A 15,722-nucleotide genomic window follows, 5' to 3' on the forward strand; every position below is an offset into this window, starting at 1 on the left:
GGCTGGGCGGCCAGCCGTCCCGGGACGACGTCGTCGCGGTGCCGGCGGCGCAGGCCGGGCACCACGGACGGAGGAGGTGAGATGGGAGTTCTCGACAGGTTCGAGAAGGGCGTCGAGCGCGTGGTCAACACAGCGTTCGCCAAGGCCTTCCGCAGCGAGGTCAAGCCCGTCGAGCTGGCCTCCGCTCTGCGCCGTGAGGTGGACGACCGCGCCGCCGTCGTCGGCCGCGACCGCACCGTGGTGCCCAACGAGTTCACCATCGAGCTCTCGCCGGCCGACCACCAGCAGGTCGAGGCCTGGGGCGCCGAGCCCCTCGCGGACGAGCTCGCGGCCAACGTCACCGACCACGCCACCGAGCAGCGCTACGCGTTCGTGGGCCCGGTGACGGTCGCGTTCGTCGAGGACGAGACCCTCGAGACCGGTCGCTTCCAGGTGCGCAGCGCGACCGTGCGCGGCGCCGTCGCCCCCGCGACCACCGTCGCCGCGAGCGCCCGCCACCCCCTGGTCGACATCGACGGCCAGCGCTACCTGCTCACCGGGCCGGTCACGGTGATCGGCCGCGGCAGCGAGGCGGACATCATCGTCGACGACCCGGGCATCTCGCGTCGGCACCTCGAGATCCGTGTGACGCCCGACGGCGTGATCGCGACGGACCTCGGCTCGACGAACGGCACCTTCGTCGAGGACCACAAGGTCACCGCCGCGACGCTCGTCGACGGCAACACCCTGACCATCGGCCGCACGCGCATCCTGTTCTGGACAGGTGCCGACGAGGCCGGGGACGGGTGAGCGCCGGGTGAGCGAGCTCACGATCACCCTGCTGCGGCTGGGCTACCTGGTGCTGCTGTGGCTGTTCGTCCTCGCGGCGATCGGCGTCCTGCGCCGCGACCTCTACGGCACCAAGATCGTGAACCGACGTCTGCGCCGGGCCGAGCGCACCGTGAGCCCCGCGGTCACCGCTCCCCCGCCCGCGCCCGGCCGCCCCGGGCCCATCCCGCGCCGCGAGGTCAACCCGCGCCGCCTGGTGGTGACCGCCGGCCCGCTGCGCGGCACCACCCTCCCGCTGAGCACGTCGGCGATCCTCATCGGCCGCGCGCCGTCGTGCACGCTCGTGCTCGACGACGACTACTCGTCGTCCCGGCACGCCCGCGTGTTCCCGCAGGACGGCGACTGGTGGGTCGAGGACCTGGGCTCGACCAACGGGACGTTCCTGGGCCGCGAGCGCGTGACCGAGCCCACGCCCGTGCGTCCCGGCACCCAGATCCGGGTGGGCCAGAGCACCCTCGAGCTGCAGAGGTGACCGCGTGACCATCGCCCTGCGCTACGCCGCGCGCTCCGACGTGGGCCTCGTGCGCTCGAACAACCAGGACTCCGCCTACGCGGGTCCGCACCTGCTGGTGGTCGCCGACGGCATGGGCGGTCACGCGGGCGGCGACGTCGCGAGCTCCGTGGCCGTCGCCCACCTGGCCCCGCTCGACGACGAGGCGCACGGCCCCGACGACGCCCTCGACGAGCTGGGCCGCGCGATCACCACCGCGCACGACGAGCTGCTGGCCCGCGCCGAGGAGAACCCCGAGCTCGCGGGCCTCGGCACCACCGTCACGGCGCTGCTGCGCTCGGGCAACAAGCTCGCGATGGCGCACATCGGCGACTCGCGGGCCTACCTGCTCCGCGACGGCACGCTCAGCCAGGTCACCACCGACCACTCGTTCGTGCAGCACCTGGTCAACACCGGGAAGATCACGGCCGAGGAGGCCGAGCACCACCCGCAGCGCTCGGTGCTGCTGCGGGTGCTGGGCGACTTCGACATGGAGATCGTGCCGGACATGTCGGTGCGCGAGGCGCGCGCGGGCGACCGCTGGCTGCTGTGCTCGGACGGCCTCTCGGGCGTGGTGAGCGGTGACACCCTCGCGGCGACGTTGCGTGACGTCACGGACACCGACGCGTGCGCCGACCAGCTCGTCCAGCTCGCGCTGCGCGGCGGCGCCCCGGACAACGTCACGGTCGTGATCGGCGACGTGCTCGAGGTGGACGAGCTGCCCGACGGCGCCGCACCCGCGACCACGTCGCACGTGGTGGGCGCCGCGGCGCTCGACCGCCACCGGCCCACCCTCGGCGGCGACAGCCCTGCGGCCCGCGCCGCCCAGCACTCCGCGCAGACCCGCGCCGCGTCCCGGCCCGAGGGCGAGCCGCCGAACCGCGAGGTGGACGACGACGAGCCGCGCCGTCGCGGACGTCGCTGGCTGGTCGCGCTCGGGGTGCTGGTGGTGCTCGCAGCGCTCGGCGCGGGTGGTGTGCTGGGCTACCGCTGGACGCAGGAGCAGTACTACGTGGGGGTGTCGGAGGACCGCATCGCGGTGTTCCAGGGCATCCCGCAGACCGTGGGTCCGCTCGAGCTCTCGTCGGTCGTCGAGACGTCGGGCACGCGCGTCGACGAGCTGCCCGAGTTCATGCGCGAGCGCGTGCGGCGTGCGCTGCCCGCCGACAGCCTCGCGGAGGCGCGCGAACGGCTCGCGGATCTCGAGGCAGAGGCGGCGGGATCGTCGTGAGGGTGGCCGGGACACCGGACGCCCGCACCCGGCGGGGGGTGCGGTGAATGGCGACCGTCGCACCGCACCGCGTGCGCCCCGGGAGGAGCGTCGAGCTGGGGCTGCTCGCCCTCGCCCTCGCCCTCGGCGTGAGCGCCTACGCACTCGTCGGGCTGGCCGAGACGGGCACGCTGCCGGCTGACATCTTCGGCTACGGCGCGGGTCTCGTGGGGCTCTCGGTGGGCCTGCACCTCGTGCTGCGCTGGCGCGCGCCCTACGCGGACCCTGTCATCCTCCCGACCGTCGTCGCGCTCAACGGCCTCGGCCTCGCGATGATCTACCGCATCGACCTCGCCTACGAGGCGCGCGAGCGTGCCGCCGGGTTCGCGGAGCGCCAGCTCGGCTGGACGGCTCTGGGGATGGTGCTGGCCGCCGTCGTGCTCGTGCTGCTGCGCGACCACCGGACGCTGCGCCGCTACACGTACACCGCGATGGTCGTCGGCCTCGCGCTGATCGTCCTGCCCCTGGTCCCGGGCCTCGGCACGGAGATCAACGGGGCGCGCATCTGGATCCGCGTCGCGGGCAACTCGTTCCAGCCGGCCGAGATCGGCAAGATCGTGCTCGCGGTGTTCTTCGCGGGCTACCTCGTGACCAACCGCGACACGCTCGCCCTCGCGGGTCCCAAGGTGCTGGGCCTGCAGCTCCCGCGCCCGCGGGACCTCGGCCCCATCCTGCTCGCCTGGGCCGCGTCGCTCGCCGTCCTCGTCCTCGAGCGCGACCTGGGCACCTCGTTGCTGTTCTTCGGCCTGTTCGTCGGGATGCTCTACCTCGCGACCGAGCGGATCAGCTGGGTCGCGATCGGCCTGGCCCTGTTCGTGGGCGGGGCGCTGCTCGCCTCACGCGTCTTCACCCACGTGGGCGACCGCTTCGACGCGTGGCTGCACCCGTTCGACGACGCCAACTTCAACGCCGAGTTCGGCGGCTCGGGTCAGCTGGTCCGGGGCCTGTACGGGCTCGCGAACGGCGGCCTCTTCGGCACCGGGTGGGGGCAGGGGCGGCCGGACCTCGTGCCGTGGGCCGAGTCCGACTTCATCGTCGCCTCGCTCGGTGAGGAGCTCGGCCTCACCGGCCTGCTCGCGATCCTCGTGCTGTACCTGGTGCTCGCGCAGCGCGGCCTGCGCACCGCCATCGGCGTGCGCGACGGCTTCGGCAAGCTCTTCGCGGGCGGCATGGCGTTCGTCGTCGCCTTCCAGTGCTTCGTGGTGGTGGGCGGCGTGACCCGGCTCATCCCGCTCACGGGCCTGACCATGCCCTTCCTCGCCTACGGCGGCTCCTCGCTGCTCGCGAACTGGGTGATCGTCGCGTTGCTGCTGCGCATCTCCGACAGCGCGCGACGGCCGGCCTCCGAGCTCGCCGCACCCGGTGGCCCCGGCGACGACGACGTGCCCGACGCCGTCACGGGCCCCGCCCCCGCGGGCTCCGACCAGGCGACCGAGCTGATCGACGTGCGTCCGTCATGAACACCCCGCTGCGCAGGCTCGCGACCGTCGTCGTCGTCATGTTCCTCGCCCTCATGGGCGGGGCCACGTGGGTCCAGTTCTTCCAGGCGGGTGAGCTCAACGCCGACCAGCGCAACGTGCGCACCCTGTACCGGGAGTTCGGCAGCGACCGGGGCCCGATCGTCGTCGCGGGCGAGTCGATCGCCTCGTCGGCTCCCGTCGACGACGCGTTCGGCTACCAGCGCTCCTACGCGCAGGGACCGCTGTACGCGCACGTGACGGGCTTCTACTCGGTGGTCTACCGGCGCTCGGGCATCGAGGCGGCGATGAACACCGAGCTCAACGGCTCGGCCGACTCGCTGTTCTACTCGCGCCTGCAGGACCTGGTGACCGGTCGCGAGCCGCAGGGCGCCGCGGTCGAGCTGACGATCGACCCCGCGGCACAGCAGGCCGCATGGGACGCGCTGGGCGACCAGCGCGGCGCCGTCGTCGCCCTCGACCCGCGCACCGGTGCGATCCTCGCGCTCGTCTCCAAGCCCAGCTTCGACCCGAACGTGCTCGCGGGGCACGACACGGCCGCCGTCGTCGCCGCGTGGGAGGACCTGCAGGCCGCCGAGGGCGACCCGATGGCCAACCGGGCCATCGCGGGCACCACGTACCCGCCCGGGTCGACGTTCAAGCTGGTCACGGCCGCGGCCGCGCTCGAGGGCGGCCTCGCCCCGGACGCCCCCATCCCGGCGCCGGACACGTACACGCTGCCGACGACGAGCACCTCGCTCGGGAACTTCGGCGGCTCCTCCTGCAGCCCGACCGGCGAGACCACGCTCGCCGACGCCCTCCGCATCTCGTGCAACACGGCGTTCGCCCAGCTCGGCGTCGAGCTCGGCGACCGGCTGCTGCGCGAGCAGGCCGAGGCGTTCGGCTTCGGGACCCCGCTCGACGTGCCGATGAAGGTGACGGAGAGCAGCTTCCCCGCCGACCCCTCGGCTCCCGACACCGCGCTCTCCGCGATCGGTCAGTACGAGGTGCGCGTGACTCCCCTGCAGGTGGCCATGATCTCCGCCGCCATCGCCAACGACGGCGTCCTCATGGAGCCCCACCTCGTGCGGGCCGTGCGCAGCGGCGACCTCGAGGTGGTCACCGAGACGGACCCGACCGAGCTGGGCCGACCCGTCTCGACCCAGACCGCCGCGACCCTGCGCGACATGATGGTCGGGGTGGTCGAGAGCGGCACCGGGCAGCGCGCGCAGATCTCTGGCGTGCAGGTCGCGGGCAAGAGCGGCACGGCCGAGACCACGGACGACGTCGCCCCGCACGCGTGGTTCACGGCCTTCGCCCCGGCGGACGACCCCCAGGTCGCGGTCGCCGTCATCGTCGAGAACGGCGGGGACCTGGGCAGCGAGGCCACGGGCGGTGCGGTCGCCGCACCGATCGCGCGCGCGGTCATCGAGGCGGTGCTGGCCGAGTGAAGCCCGAGGCAGGCAGGGCCATGGGCGGCCGGTACCGGCTGGTCTCCCGGATCGCCGTCGGCGGCATGGGCGAGGTGTGGGTCGCGCACGACGACTCGCTCGCGCGTGACGTCGCGGTCAAGGTGCTGCGTGAGGAGTTCGCGGGTGACGCCGGGTTCCTCGAGCGGTTCCGCACCGAGGCGCGCAACAGCGCGGGGCTCTCGCACCCGAACATCGCCTCGCTCTACGACTACGGCGAGCAGGACGGCTCGGGGTTCCTGGTGATGGAGCTCGTGCTCGGCGAGCCGATGTCCGACCTGCTGGACCGGCAGCCGGTGCTGCCGACGAGGCGGCTGCTGCCGATCCTCGCCCAGACCGCCCGCGCGCTGCACGCGGCGCACGTGGGCGGCGTGGTGCACCGCGACGTCAAGCCCGGCAACATCCTGCTCGCACGCTCGGGCCAGGTGAAGATCACGGACTTCGGCATCTCGATGGCGGTCAACCAGGTGCCGATGACGGCGTCCGGCATGGTGATGGGGACCGCGCAGTACCTGTCGCCCGAGCAGGCCATCGGCAAGGCCGCGACGCCCGCGTCGGACGTGTACTCCCTCGGGATCGTCGCCTACGAGGCCCTCGTGGGGAACCGACCGTTCACGGGCCCCACGGCGGTCGACATCGCCGTCGCGCACGTGAACACACCGGTGCCGCCGCTGCCGTCGGACGTCGACGCCGAGCTCGCCGACCTCGTGATGCGGATGCTCGCGAAGGACCCCGAGCAGCGCCCGCGCTCGGCGGCCTCGCTCGCGCGGCAGCTCGACGACCTGCTCGACGGCACGCCGCCGGGGGGCGTCCCGGTGGCCGGGGGTCGGCACACGCGGTTCGTCGACGTCGTGGACGCCGTCGAGACCGGCAGCCTGGCCGTGCCGCAGCGCGCCGAGGTGCCGCCGGCGGGTGGCGCCCCCTCCTCCGCGGACGCCGCTGCGCCCGGGGCGGCCGGAACGGGGGTGCGGTCGTGGAGCCCGGGCCCTACGTCGACCGAGGCGGCCGCGGCGCCGTCGGCCCTGCCGCTGCTCGCGCCCGACGGCGCCGTCGCCGTGCCCGGTCGTCAGGAACGGCCCCCGGGCGCCCCGGAGACGGAGGCGCACCCGCCCGTCTTCGTCCCCGCGAGCCCCACCCGCGCCGAGCTGCGCGCGACGCGCACGCACCGCAACCCGCTGCGGACCTCGACCACCACCGGACTACGCTGGGGGCAGTTCTCCCGGCCCCTGCTCGCGCTGATCCTGATGGTGGTCTTCGCCCTCCTGGGCGCGGCGTTCGCGGATAGGGTCTGGGGACCCTCCCGCGCGGAGGACGACGGCACGAGCCGGTCGCAGGTGAGCGCCTCCGCCGCCGGGACCGGGACGAGTGGGATGATCACGACGCACGCCCGGGACGGCGCCGGCCCGTACCCGCAGACGACGACAGCGAAGGACCTGTAGTGGTGGACGACGCACCCCGGATCCTCGGCGGCCGCTACGAGGTCGGCGAGCTCATCGGTCGCGGCGGCATGGCCGAGGTCCACATCGGCCACGACACGCGCCTGGGCCGCACCGTGGCCATCAAGATCCTGCGCTCGGACCTCGCGCGCGACCCCTCGTTCCAGGCGCGCTTCCGCCGTGAGGCCCAGGCCGCCGCGTCGCTGAACCACCCCGCGATCGTCGCGGTCTACGACACCGGCGAGGACGTGTTCACCGAGCCCGGTGGCGCCGTCGCGCACGTGCCGTTCATCGTCATGGAGTACGTCGAGGGCCACACGGTGCGGGACATCCTGCGCGACGGCTCGGCCGTGCCCATCGACGAGGCGGCGGAGATCACGGCGGGCGTCCTTTCGGCGCTCGAGTACTCGCACCACGCGGGAATCGTCCACCGCGACATCAAGCCGGCCAACGTCATGCTGACGCCCGCCGGCGCGGTCAAGGTGATGGACTTCGGCATCGCCCGCGCCATGGCGGACGCCGCGGGCACCATGACGCAGACGCAGGCCGTGATCGGCACCGCCCAGTACCTCTCCCCCGAGCAGGCGCGCGGCGAGGCGGTCGACTCGCGCAGCGACCTCTACTCGACGGGCTGCCTCCTGTTCGAGCTGCTCACCGGGCGGCCTCCCTTCATCGGTGACTCCCCCGTCGCCGTCGCGTACCAGCACGCGCGCGAGGTCCCGCAGGCGCCCAGCTCCTTCGCGTCGGACGTCCCCGAGTCGCTCGACCGGATCACGATGAAGGCACTCGCCAAGGACCGCGAGGACCGTTACGGCTCGGCCGCCGAGTTCCGCGCGGACCTCGAGGCAGCCGTGCGGGGCGGCCACGTCAGCGCGCCCGCGCTCGGCGCCTTCGGCGCCGGTGCCCTCGCGGGCGCCGCGGTCGACCAGCCCACCGCGGCGACGCAGGTGATCGGCGCCGGGGCGAGCCCCACGCAGGTGGCACCCGCGGTCATGCCGTGGGAGCGCACCGACGCGGACGGGCCGAGCACCGGGGTGCAGCCCGCGGTCGAGGACGACGAGCCCAAGAGCCGCCGCTGGCTCGTGTGGACGTTGGTGGCCGTCGCGGTCGCCGCGATCGTCGGCATCATCCTGATCCTGGCGCTGCGTGGGGACGGCGCCCCCGAGACCGTCGAGGTCCCGGACGTCACCAACCAGACGCAGGCGGAGGCGGTGGCCGCCCTGGAGGACGTCGGGCTGCGCGCCAAGCCCGTGACCGAACGCAGCACCGACGTCGAGGCCGGGCTCGTCATCAGCACCGACCCGGCGGCCGGCGAGGAGGCCGAGGTGGACTCGGAGGTCACCGTCGTGGTCTCGGGCGGCCCCGAGGCCGTCACCGTGCCGGACCTGAGCGGCATGACGCAGGACCAGGCGCGCGCGGCGCTCGAGTCCGCGGGTCTCACCGGGTCCGTCTCGGTCGACACCGAGGACAGCCCGACCGTCGAGGAGGACCGGGTGACCCGGTCCGAGCCCGCGAGCGGGGAGTCGGTGGCACCGGACGCCGAGATCACGATCTTCCTGTCGACGGGCCAGGTGCAGCTGCCCGACCTGACGGGACTCACCGAGGTCGAGGCGTCCGAGGCGCTCACCGAGCTCGGCCTGCGCATGGAGGTCGAGTACGAGCCGACGGACGAGGCCGATCCCGGACGCGTGCTGCGTCAGGACCGCTTCCCGGGGCCCGTGGAGCAGCGCGCCACCGTCACCGTCACCGTGGCGGAGGAGCCCGAGCCCGAGACGGTGCAGGTGCCGGACGTGTTCAACCTCCCGCAGGGTGCGGCGGAGGAGCGGCTGGGCGGCGCGAACCTGAACTTCACGGTGCGTGAGGAGGCCAGCGACGAGGTCGCCGAGGGCCGGGCCATCGGCACGGAGCCCGGCGCCGGCGCGTCGCTCGAGGTCGGGGCAACGGTCGTCCTCGTCATCTCCACCGGCCCGGCCCCCGAGGCCGGGGGCCCGGGGCAGGGGGAGGGCGAGGGGCAGCCGAACCCCTGAGCGGTCGCGTCAGGCGTGCGGGGTCTCCCGCACGAGCGGGTGCATGCCCGACGACCGCTCGACGGCACCCTCGAGCCCGCACACCTCGAGCCAGTTCGCGAGCAGGCGGTGACCGCCCTCGGTGAGCACGGACTCGGGGTGGAACTGCACGCCGTGCAGCGGGAGCTCGCGGTGCTGCACGCCCATGATCACGCCCGGCGCGCCGTCGTCGGCGTCGTGGTGCGTGCGGGCCGTGACGACGAGCTCAAGGGGCACCGTGCCGTCGACCACCGCGAGGGAGTGGTAGCGCGTGGCCGTGAACGGGCTCGCGAGACCGGCGAGGACGCCGGTGCCGGCGTGCTCGACCTCGCTCGTCTTGCCGTGCATGAGCTCGGCGGCATGGGTGACCGTCGCGCCGTAGACCTCCGCGAGCGCCTGGTGCCCGAGGCACACGCCGAGCATCGGGGTCCCCGTCTGCGCGCAGTCGCGGATGACGTCCATGCTCGCTCCCGCCGCACGGGGGGTGCCGGGACCGGGCGAGACGAGCACGCCGTCGTACTCCGCGCGCTCGTCGGCTGCGGGCACCGCGTCGTTGCGCACGACGACCGTCTGCGCCCCGAGCTGGTCGAGGTAGCCCACGATCGTGTAGACGAACGAGTCGTAGTTGTCCACGACGAGGATGCGGGTCATCTCACTCCACCGTGATCTCGTTGAAGGGCAGGTGCGGCGCGATCGCCGGGAACACCCACAGGAAGCAGGCGGCCACCACGGCGACCGCGAGGACGGCCAGCTCGACGACGCGCAGCCACGCGGGTCCCGGCAGCGCGCGCCAGAGCCATCCGTACATCATGCGCCTCCCGTGCCGGTGGGTGCCTCGACGTCCGTGCCCGCCCCGGCCTCGGCCGGCACCTCGCCGAGGGCCTCTGGGAGACCCTCGCTGACCGGCTGCCACGTGTCGAGCTCGGCGTGGACGATGAACCGCTCGCGCGCGCTGAACATCGGGTGGCACGTGGTGAGCGTCATCATCGCGGTGGTGGGCTCCGCACCCGGGTCGCCGGGGACCGGCGCGATCACCTCGACGTCGCGGGGAAGCACCACCCGGGTCTCGGTGACCCGGTAGACGAACCACGCCTCGGGTGTCTGCACCACGAGCGGGTCACCCACCTGGAGGTCCTCGACCAGATGGAACGGCTTGGCGTAGGTCGTGCGGTGCGCGGCCAGCGCGAAGTTGCCCACCTCGCCCGGCATCGCCGTGCCCTCGTAGTGACCGATGCCGAGCACGTCGAGCACGTCCGGCCGGCTGGTCCCCTGCGACACGGGCCGCACGTAGTCGCTGCCCCACCGCGGAACGCGCAGGGTGGCGAAGGTCGTGGCGTGGGCCGGCTCGTCGAGCACGGGTGGGTCGGACGGCGTCGTGGGCTCGGACGCGGCCTCGGGCAGGGGGACGTCGTCGGTGTCGACCGCCCAGTCGAGGTCCTCGACGACGGCACGCTGCTCGCGGCCCGCCTCGACGTCCGTCCACCACAGCTGCCACACCACGAACAGCGCGACGAGCACGCCGAGCGTGACGAGCAGCTCGCCCAGGACGGTCAGGACGAGGTGCCCGGGTGAGGGTCGTCGCGCCGGGGGACGGACGGGTGCCGTCGTGGTGCTCACGCGTCGGCCTGCTCGGGCAGCCGGGCGTGGCTGAGCTCGAGGCTGCCCTGGTAGCCGGCGAGCTCGAGGTCGGTCGACTCCTCGACCTGGTAGCCGAGACCGATGGTCGCGGCGGCGTCCTCGATCGCCTGCACCTTGCGTGAGTCGGCGAGGGCGTCGCGCAGGTCCTCCGGGTCACCGATCGCGCGCACCACGTAGGGCGGGGAGTACGTGCGGCCGTGCAGCAGCAGCACGTTCCCCACGCAGCGGAACGCCGAGGTGGACACCACGCGCTCGTCCTGGAGGGTCATCGCCTCGGCGCCCCCGGCCCACAGCGCGTTGATGACGGCCTCGAGATCCTGCTGGTGGATCACGAGCATGTCGTTGGTGACCCAGTCGGGCTGCGGCAGGTTGGTCGGCGCGTCCGTCAGGCGCACCGTGACCCCGTCTCCCGCGACCGGGGTGCGTCCTGCGACCAGCTCGGTGAGCAGCTGCTGCTCGTCGTCGACCGAGGGCAGACCCGCCGTACCGACGTCCGTGAGGCGGTCGACCTCCCCACGCAGCTCCTCGACCTCGCCGGCGAGCTGCTCCGAGCGGTCGACCTCGGCCTGGACGAGGCCCAGCAGGTCCTGGGCCTCGCGGTCCCCGACCCCGCCGGAGAGACGGGCGTTCGCCGCGAAGAGGAAACCTGCGAGCACCAGGACGAGGCCCACGCCGACGGCCCCGCGCACACCCCTACGGGTGCGTCGGGCCGGCGGTGGGCTCTCGGCCCCGGGGTCGGTGGTCACGCGGCTCCTCGTCGACAGGTGCGCCCACTACGCTAGACGACGAACCACGGGCGACGGTGCCCGTCGCCCCACGCTCGCCAGGAGATGTCGTGCCCGAGTCCCGGTCCCGCAAGAAGCCCGCCTACACGCCGCCGCCCGAGGCGAAGGCCGAGAAGGGCAACCCGCCGTGGCTGGTGCCCACGATGGTCGGGCTCATGCTGCTGGGCCTCGCGTGGGTCGTGGTCACCTACATCACGCAGACCGCGTGGCCCATCCCGAACATCGGGAACTACAACCTGCTCATCGGCTTCGCGCTCATCATCGCGGGCTTCGGGCTCACCACCCGCTGGCGCTGACCCCCGGGCCTCCGGCCGCACACCGCACCACGGGCCCCGTCGACGCACCAGCGTCGGCGGGGCTCGTCCGTCCCCGCGCACCGTCCACCCTCGTCCGTCCCCGCGCGCGGTCCACCCTCGTCCGTCCCCGCGCACCGTCCACCCTCGTCCGTCCGGCCGCCGGGGCCGGCCATACCCTCCGCCGCGGTCGGTCCCGGCGGTCCTTGTGACGGACGGGACTCCCGTGGCCGATGGGACGTCACATCCGACACTCCGTCCACTCCCGCACCAAGCACCGCGACGACGGACCGCGCAGGGCCGTGGGCCGGCGTCCGGACGTCACGGGTCTGGTGGCCGTTCCCCGACCACGGAGGGCTTCGGGTCGCCGCGCCTCGCCCTCGGCGGCGAGGCCTCGTCCGTCCCCAGGGGTGGAGATCTCTGTGGATAACTACACGGGTGTAGTTCCACAGGTGTGAGCAACCCTGGGGACGACGAGCGCGTACCTCCGGCCACCCTCCTCCACGCCGACGCAGGCCCACCGCACGGGGCCTGCGGGGAGGGTCACCGAGACGTGTGGAAGGCTCCCGTCGCCGTGCGAGTGAGATCCTCCACGGCCCGGGGCGGGCAGCATGCCCCGCACCCTCGACGTCCGCCGCGCAGACTCAGCGGGGGATCAGAGGGCGGCGTACGCCGTCAGCGCGACGACGACGAGCAGCACCGCCATGACGACGGGGGCGGCCCAGCCCACGAGCGCCCGGCGGTCGCGGGGCACGTACGCGAACGCCGCGCCGAGGGCGGCGCCCACCACGAGCCCGCCCAGGTGCGCCTGCCACGCGATGCCGGGCACCACGAACCCGATCACCGCGTTGATCGCGAGGAGCACCAGGATCTGCCGTGCGTCGGCGCCCACGCGGCGCAGCACCACGAGGACGGCGCCGAAGAGCCCGAACACGGCTCCTGACGCACCGACCACCCACTGCAGGTATTCACCGAGCAGCAGGAAGCCGACGGACCCGCCGACCGCCGAGAGCACGAACAGGGCCACGAACCTCGCCCGTCCCAGCTGCTGCTCGAGGAACGGCCCCACGAGCCACAGCGCGTACAGGTTGAAGGCGATGTGCAGCACCATCCCGCGGCTGTGCAGGAAGGCCGCGGTGAGGAACCGCCACGGCTCGTACTCGCCCCAGGCGGGGCTGAAGATCCAGCGTGACTCCCACGCCCAGCCGAGCGCGAGCTGCAGCGCGAAGCTCACGAGGCACAGCCCCAGGATGGTCAGCGTGACCACCGGCCGACCGCCTCGCACGGGAGCGCCGAACCGCGTGCGCGTCTGCGGTGCCGTGCGCGCGGCCTCGCGCACGCAGTCCACGCAGTGGATGCCGACGGCGGCCTGACGCTGGCACTCGGGGCACGCCGGCCGCCCGCAGCGCTGGCAGCGCACGTAGGACACCCTGTCGGGGTGTCGCGGGCAGACCGGCGTCTCGACCTGGGCCGACGGGTCGTCGGTACTCATCGGCTCGGTCCCTGAGACGTGCGAGCGGGAGTGCTCAGCGCTCGACGGAGACCGACGTCAGGGTGATGTCCTCGACCGGCCGGTCGCCCGGGCGCGTGGGGGTCGTCGCGATCGCGTCCACGACCGCGCGGCTCTCGTCGTCCGCGACCTTGCCGAAGATCGTGTGCTTGCCGTTGAGCCACGGCGTCGCGGCCACAGAGATGAAGAACTGCGAGCCGTTGGTGCCGCCCGGCTTGCCCGTGACCGGGTCCCGGCGCTGGCCCGCGTTGGCCATCGCGAGCAGGTAGGGCTCACCGAAGTTCAGCTCGGGGTGGATCTCATCGTCGAAGGTGTAGCCCGGGCCACCGGTGCCGGTGCCCAGCGGGTCCCCACCCTGGATCATGAAGCCCGCGATGACGCGGTGGAAGAGCAGGTCCGAGTACAGCGGGTCCGTGCGCTCGGCGCCCGTGGACGGGTCCGTCCAGGTCTGCTCGCCCGTGGCGAGGCCGACGAAGTTGCGGACCGTCTTCGGGGCGTGGTTCTCGAAGAGCTCGATGCGGATGTCACCGGCGGAGGTGTGCAGGGTCGCGAACATGTCGCCATCCTCGCACGAGGCGCCGACCCCCGCGCAGACCGGGCCCAACGGTGGCAGCATGGACGGACGGGCCCCCGCGCGGGGCCGCACGCAGCCGCCGACCAGGGAGTCGATGATGTTCCACACACGCCGTCCTGCCCGCACGAGCGTCGATGCCGAGCGTCTCAAGAGCCAGGCGGCGGAGGTGGGTGCGGTGCTGGCCGACGCGGGCAGCCACGCCGGCAAGACGGCGACGCAGCTGGCCGAGCAGGCGAAGGTCGCAGCCGAGCACGCGAGGGAGTGGGCCTCGCCGCGCGTCGAGCACGCGGTCGACTGGGCGTCGCCCCGCGTCGAGAAGGCGTGGCACGACGTGAGCAAGGCCGCCGGCCCCAAGGTCGAGAAGGCGGCCGGCAAGGCGGTCCCGCTCGTCGACACGGCGCACGACAAGCTGCTCGAGGACCTGCTGCCCAAGGTCGTCGCCGCGCTCAACGCTGCCGCCGCGGCGACCGCGGTGGGCGTCGACAAGGCGCACGACGTCGCGTCGGCCAAGCTCTCGGAGATCGCGCACCTCGAGCCGCCGGCACCGCCCAAGAAGCACACCGGAGCCAAGGTCTTCTGGTTCCTCGCGGGCCTCGCCGCCCTCGGCGCGGCGTTCACGGCCTGGCGCCGCAGCCAGCCCCAGACCGACCCGTGGGCGGAGCAGCCGTGGGAGCCGGCCGAGCGCCGCGAGGAGATGCTGAGCGAGGTGCGCCACGGGATCGGCGAGGCCGCCGAGGCCGTCGGCGAGGCCGCCGGGGGAGCCGTCGCCAAGACCCGCGAGGCCACCGAGAAGGCGCGCGAGGCGACCGAGAAGGCCGCGGAGAAGGCCCGTGAGGCCGGCGCGAAGGCAGGCCCGCGACGCTCCTCCTCGGCGGACACCGAGACCACGCAGGCTCTGCCGACCTCGGGCACCTCGACGTCGTCGTCCGCCTCGACCGGCACGAGCTCGACGGACAAGGGCACCAGCGACAAGGGCACCGGAGCGACGTCGTCGTCCGCGACCGGCACCTCCTCGGGCAGCAAGGGCGGCAAGGCCACGGGCGGCTCGAGCACCTCGGCGGCCGGGACCACGCGCCGCTCCTCGACCAGCAGCAGCACGGGTGCCTCGGGCACCACCCGCAAGAAGAGCACGGGCACCTCGGGAACCAAGCCCACGACCGGGGACACGGGCGGCTCCGCCTCCTGACCTCCGCACCGGCAGCGACGAGAGCCCGTCACCACCGCGGTGACGGGCTCTCGTGCGTACGGGGCGGTGCCGGTCAGCCGGTCAGCCGGCGCGACACGTCGATCGTCCGCACCGCCAGGTGGTCGAGCGCGGCCAGCACGTCGTCACCCGGCTCCCAGTCGCTCTGCGGCCCCGACACGTGCGAGACCCCGTACGGGTTGCCGTCGGCGAACTTGAGCGGGTCCGTGTACCCGGGGGCCACAAGGATCCCGCCGAAGTGGCACACCATGCGGTAGATCGACAGCAGCGTGGACTCCTGGCCGCCGTGCTTGGTCTGCGACGACGTGAAGCCCGCGAACACCTTGTCCACGAGGCCACCCTCGGCCCACAACGGGCCGAGCGTGTCGACGTACTGCTGGAACTGGCTGGTCACGTTGCCGAAGCGGGTGGGGGAGCCGAAGAGCACGACGTCGGCCCACGCGGCGTCGTCGGGCGTGGCGCGAGGTTCGTCCGCGGTGCGCTCGACGTGCTCCGCCCAGTCGGGGTTTCCCTCGATCGCCTCGCGCGGGGCGATCTCCGGGACCTGCCGGCGCCGCACCTCGGCGCCGTGCCCGACGGCGGCCTGCTCGAGGCGTTGCGCCATCGAGTGCAGGTTCCCGGTGGCGGAGTAGTAGATGATCGCGACGTTCGTCATGGCACCTCCTGTGTGGTGCCTCGATCGTCCGTCGCGCGGCGCCGCCCCGCATCCCGGGCACGACGGTG

Annotated in this window: 16 protein-coding genes; 9 read left to right on the plus strand and 7 right to left on the minus strand. The window is 73.6% G+C overall.

Going from position 1 to position 15,722, the window contains the following annotated elements:
* Nucleotides 1-81 precede the first annotated feature (81 nt).
* From GXB85_RS10810 to pknB, 7 genes are read left to right on the plus strand one after another with little or no spacing between them, the layout of a single operon-like run.
* A complete protein-coding gene (locus GXB85_RS10810; RefSeq protein WP_161917667.1) occupies nucleotides 82-789 on the plus strand; it encodes a DUF3662 and FHA domain-containing protein in 708 nt (235 codons plus the stop codon).
* 7 nt (nucleotides 790-796) lie between these two features.
* Nucleotides 797-1,300: an FHA domain-containing protein gene (locus GXB85_RS10815; protein WP_161917668.1), complete on the plus strand. Its 504-nt coding sequence runs from the start codon at nucleotides 797-799 to the stop codon at nucleotides 1,298-1,300.
* A 4-nt stretch (nucleotides 1,301-1,304) separates the two neighbouring features.
* The gene (locus GXB85_RS10820; protein WP_161917669.1) at nucleotides 1,305-2,549 is read left to right on the plus strand and encodes a Stp1/IreP family PP2C-type Ser/Thr phosphatase; all 1,245 of its coding nucleotides are present in this window, start codon (nucleotides 1,305-1,307) and stop codon (nucleotides 2,547-2,549) included.
* A 47-nt stretch (nucleotides 2,550-2,596) separates the two neighbouring features.
* On the plus strand, nucleotides 2,597-4,048 hold the full coding sequence (locus GXB85_RS10825; protein WP_161917670.1) for an FtsW/RodA/SpoVE family cell cycle protein: 1,452 nt from the start codon (nucleotides 2,597-2,599) through the stop codon (nucleotides 4,046-4,048).
* A complete protein-coding gene (locus GXB85_RS10830; protein ID WP_161917671.1) occupies nucleotides 4,045-5,496 on the plus strand; it encodes a penicillin-binding protein 2 in 1,452 nt (483 codons plus the stop codon). The genes GXB85_RS10825 and GXB85_RS10830 overlap by 4 nt, the downstream gene beginning before the upstream one ends.
* A complete protein-coding gene (locus GXB85_RS10835; protein ID WP_161917672.1) occupies nucleotides 5,493-6,953 on the plus strand; it encodes a serine/threonine-protein kinase in 1,461 nt (486 codons plus the stop codon). Before GXB85_RS10830 ends, GXB85_RS10835 begins: the two co-directional genes overlap by 4 nt.
* Nucleotides 6,954-6,955: 2 nt before the next feature.
* Complete coding sequence (gene pknB / locus GXB85_RS10840) at nucleotides 6,956-8,977, plus strand: Stk1 family PASTA domain-containing Ser/Thr kinase (protein WP_370524171.1); 2,022 nt, start codon at nucleotides 6,956-6,958, stop codon at nucleotides 8,975-8,977.
* Nucleotides 8,978-8,986: 9 nt separating this feature from the next.
* On the opposite strand, the gene GXB85_RS10845 is transcribed toward pknB, so the two are convergent.
* The 4 genes from GXB85_RS10845 to GXB85_RS18865 are packed head-to-tail and all read right to left on the minus strand — an operon-like array spanning nucleotide 8,987 to nucleotide 11,379.
* A complete protein-coding gene (locus tag GXB85_RS10845; protein WP_161917674.1) occupies nucleotides 8,987-9,646 on the minus strand; it encodes an aminodeoxychorismate/anthranilate synthase component II in 660 nt (219 codons plus the stop codon).
* Between the two features lies 1 nt (nucleotide 9,647).
* Nucleotides 9,648-9,806, minus strand: coding sequence for a hypothetical protein (locus tag GXB85_RS17850; protein WP_202627876.1), 159 nt, complete (start codon nucleotides 9,804-9,806; stop codon nucleotides 9,648-9,650).
* Nucleotides 9,803-10,612 carry a class E sortase gene (locus tag GXB85_RS10850; RefSeq protein ID WP_161917675.1) on the minus strand — a complete coding sequence of 270 codons (810 nt, stop codon included), beginning with the start codon at nucleotides 10,610-10,612 and terminating at the stop codon, nucleotides 9,803-9,805. Before GXB85_RS10850 ends, GXB85_RS17850 begins: the two co-directional genes overlap by 4 nt.
* Nucleotides 10,609-11,379 carry a DUF881 domain-containing protein gene (locus GXB85_RS18865; protein ID WP_370524172.1) on the minus strand — a complete coding sequence of 257 codons (771 nt, stop codon included), beginning with the start codon at nucleotides 11,377-11,379 and terminating at the stop codon, nucleotides 10,609-10,611. The genes GXB85_RS10850 and GXB85_RS18865 overlap by 4 nt, the downstream gene beginning before the upstream one ends.
* 89 nt (nucleotides 11,380-11,468) lie before the next feature.
* Between GXB85_RS18865 and GXB85_RS18245 the strand changes: the two genes are divergently transcribed.
* Nucleotides 11,469-11,714, plus strand: a complete 246-nt coding sequence (locus tag GXB85_RS18245; protein ID WP_161917676.1) for a cell division protein CrgA — start codon at nucleotides 11,469-11,471, stop codon at nucleotides 11,712-11,714.
* A 652-nt stretch (nucleotides 11,715-12,366) separates the two neighbouring features.
* Here the strand turns inward: GXB85_RS18245 and GXB85_RS10865 are convergent.
* Both GXB85_RS10865 and GXB85_RS10870 read right to left on the minus strand, forming a co-directional pair.
* Nucleotides 12,367-13,203: a rhomboid family intramembrane serine protease gene (locus tag GXB85_RS10865; RefSeq protein ID WP_161917677.1), complete on the minus strand. Its 837-nt coding sequence runs from the start codon at nucleotides 13,201-13,203 to the stop codon at nucleotides 12,367-12,369.
* Nucleotides 13,204-13,237: 34 nt separating this feature from the next.
* Nucleotides 13,238-13,777 (minus strand): peptidylprolyl isomerase, encoded by a 540-nt coding sequence (locus GXB85_RS10870; RefSeq protein WP_161917678.1) that lies wholly within the window; start codon nucleotides 13,775-13,777, stop codon nucleotides 13,238-13,240.
* Nucleotides 13,778-13,835: 58 nt separating this feature from the next.
* Here GXB85_RS10870 and GXB85_RS10875 point away from each other — a divergent pair, with 58 nt between their 5' ends.
* A complete protein-coding gene (locus tag GXB85_RS10875) occupies nucleotides 13,836-14,981 on the plus strand; it encodes a hypothetical protein (protein ID WP_161917679.1) in 1,146 nt (381 codons plus the stop codon).
* A gap of 73 nt (nucleotides 14,982-15,054) precedes the next feature.
* Here the strand turns inward: GXB85_RS10875 and GXB85_RS10880 are convergent, their stop codons facing one another.
* On the minus strand, nucleotides 15,055-15,654 hold the full coding sequence (locus GXB85_RS10880; protein WP_161917680.1) for an NAD(P)H-dependent oxidoreductase: 600 nt from the start codon (nucleotides 15,652-15,654) through the stop codon (nucleotides 15,055-15,057).
* Nucleotides 15,655-15,722 lie beyond the last annotated feature (68 nt).

The organism is Cellulomonas sp. APG4 (assembly GCF_009996735.1).
Taxonomy (GTDB): Bacteria; Actinomycetota; Actinomycetes; order Actinomycetales; family Cellulomonadaceae; genus Actinotalea.

Excerpts from the sequence above, each read along its gene's own strand:
- GXB85_RS10810 (WP_161917667.1), top strand. The coding sequence starts at position 82 with ATGGGAGTTCTCGACAGGTTCGAGAAGGGCGTCGAGCGCGTGGTCAAC.
- GXB85_RS10825 (WP_161917670.1), top strand. The coding sequence starts at position 2,597 with ATGGCGACCGTCGCACCGCACCGCGTGCGCCCCGGGAGGAGCGTCGAG.
- GXB85_RS10830 (WP_161917671.1), top strand. The coding sequence starts at position 4,045 with ATGAACACCCCGCTGCGCAGGCTCGCGACCGTCGTCGTCGTCATGTTC.
- GXB85_RS10845 (WP_161917674.1), bottom strand. The coding sequence starts at position 9,646 with ATGACCCGCATCCTCGTCGTGGACAACTACGACTCGTTCGTCTACACG.
- GXB85_RS17850 (WP_202627876.1), bottom strand. The coding sequence starts at position 9,806 with ATGATGTACGGATGGCTCTGGCGCGCGCTGCCGGGACCCGCGTGGCTG.
- GXB85_RS10865 (WP_161917677.1), bottom strand. The coding sequence starts at position 13,203 with ATGAGTACCGACGACCCGTCGGCCCAGGTCGAGACGCCGGTCTGCCCG.
- GXB85_RS10870 (WP_161917678.1), bottom strand. The coding sequence starts at position 13,777 with ATGTTCGCGACCCTGCACACCTCCGCCGGTGACATCCGCATCGAGCTC.
- GXB85_RS10875 (WP_161917679.1), top strand. The coding sequence starts at position 13,836 with ATGGACGGACGGGCCCCCGCGCGGGGCCGCACGCAGCCGCCGACCAGG.
- GXB85_RS10880 (WP_161917680.1), bottom strand. The coding sequence starts at position 15,654 with ATGACGAACGTCGCGATCATCTACTACTCCGCCACCGGGAACCTGCAC.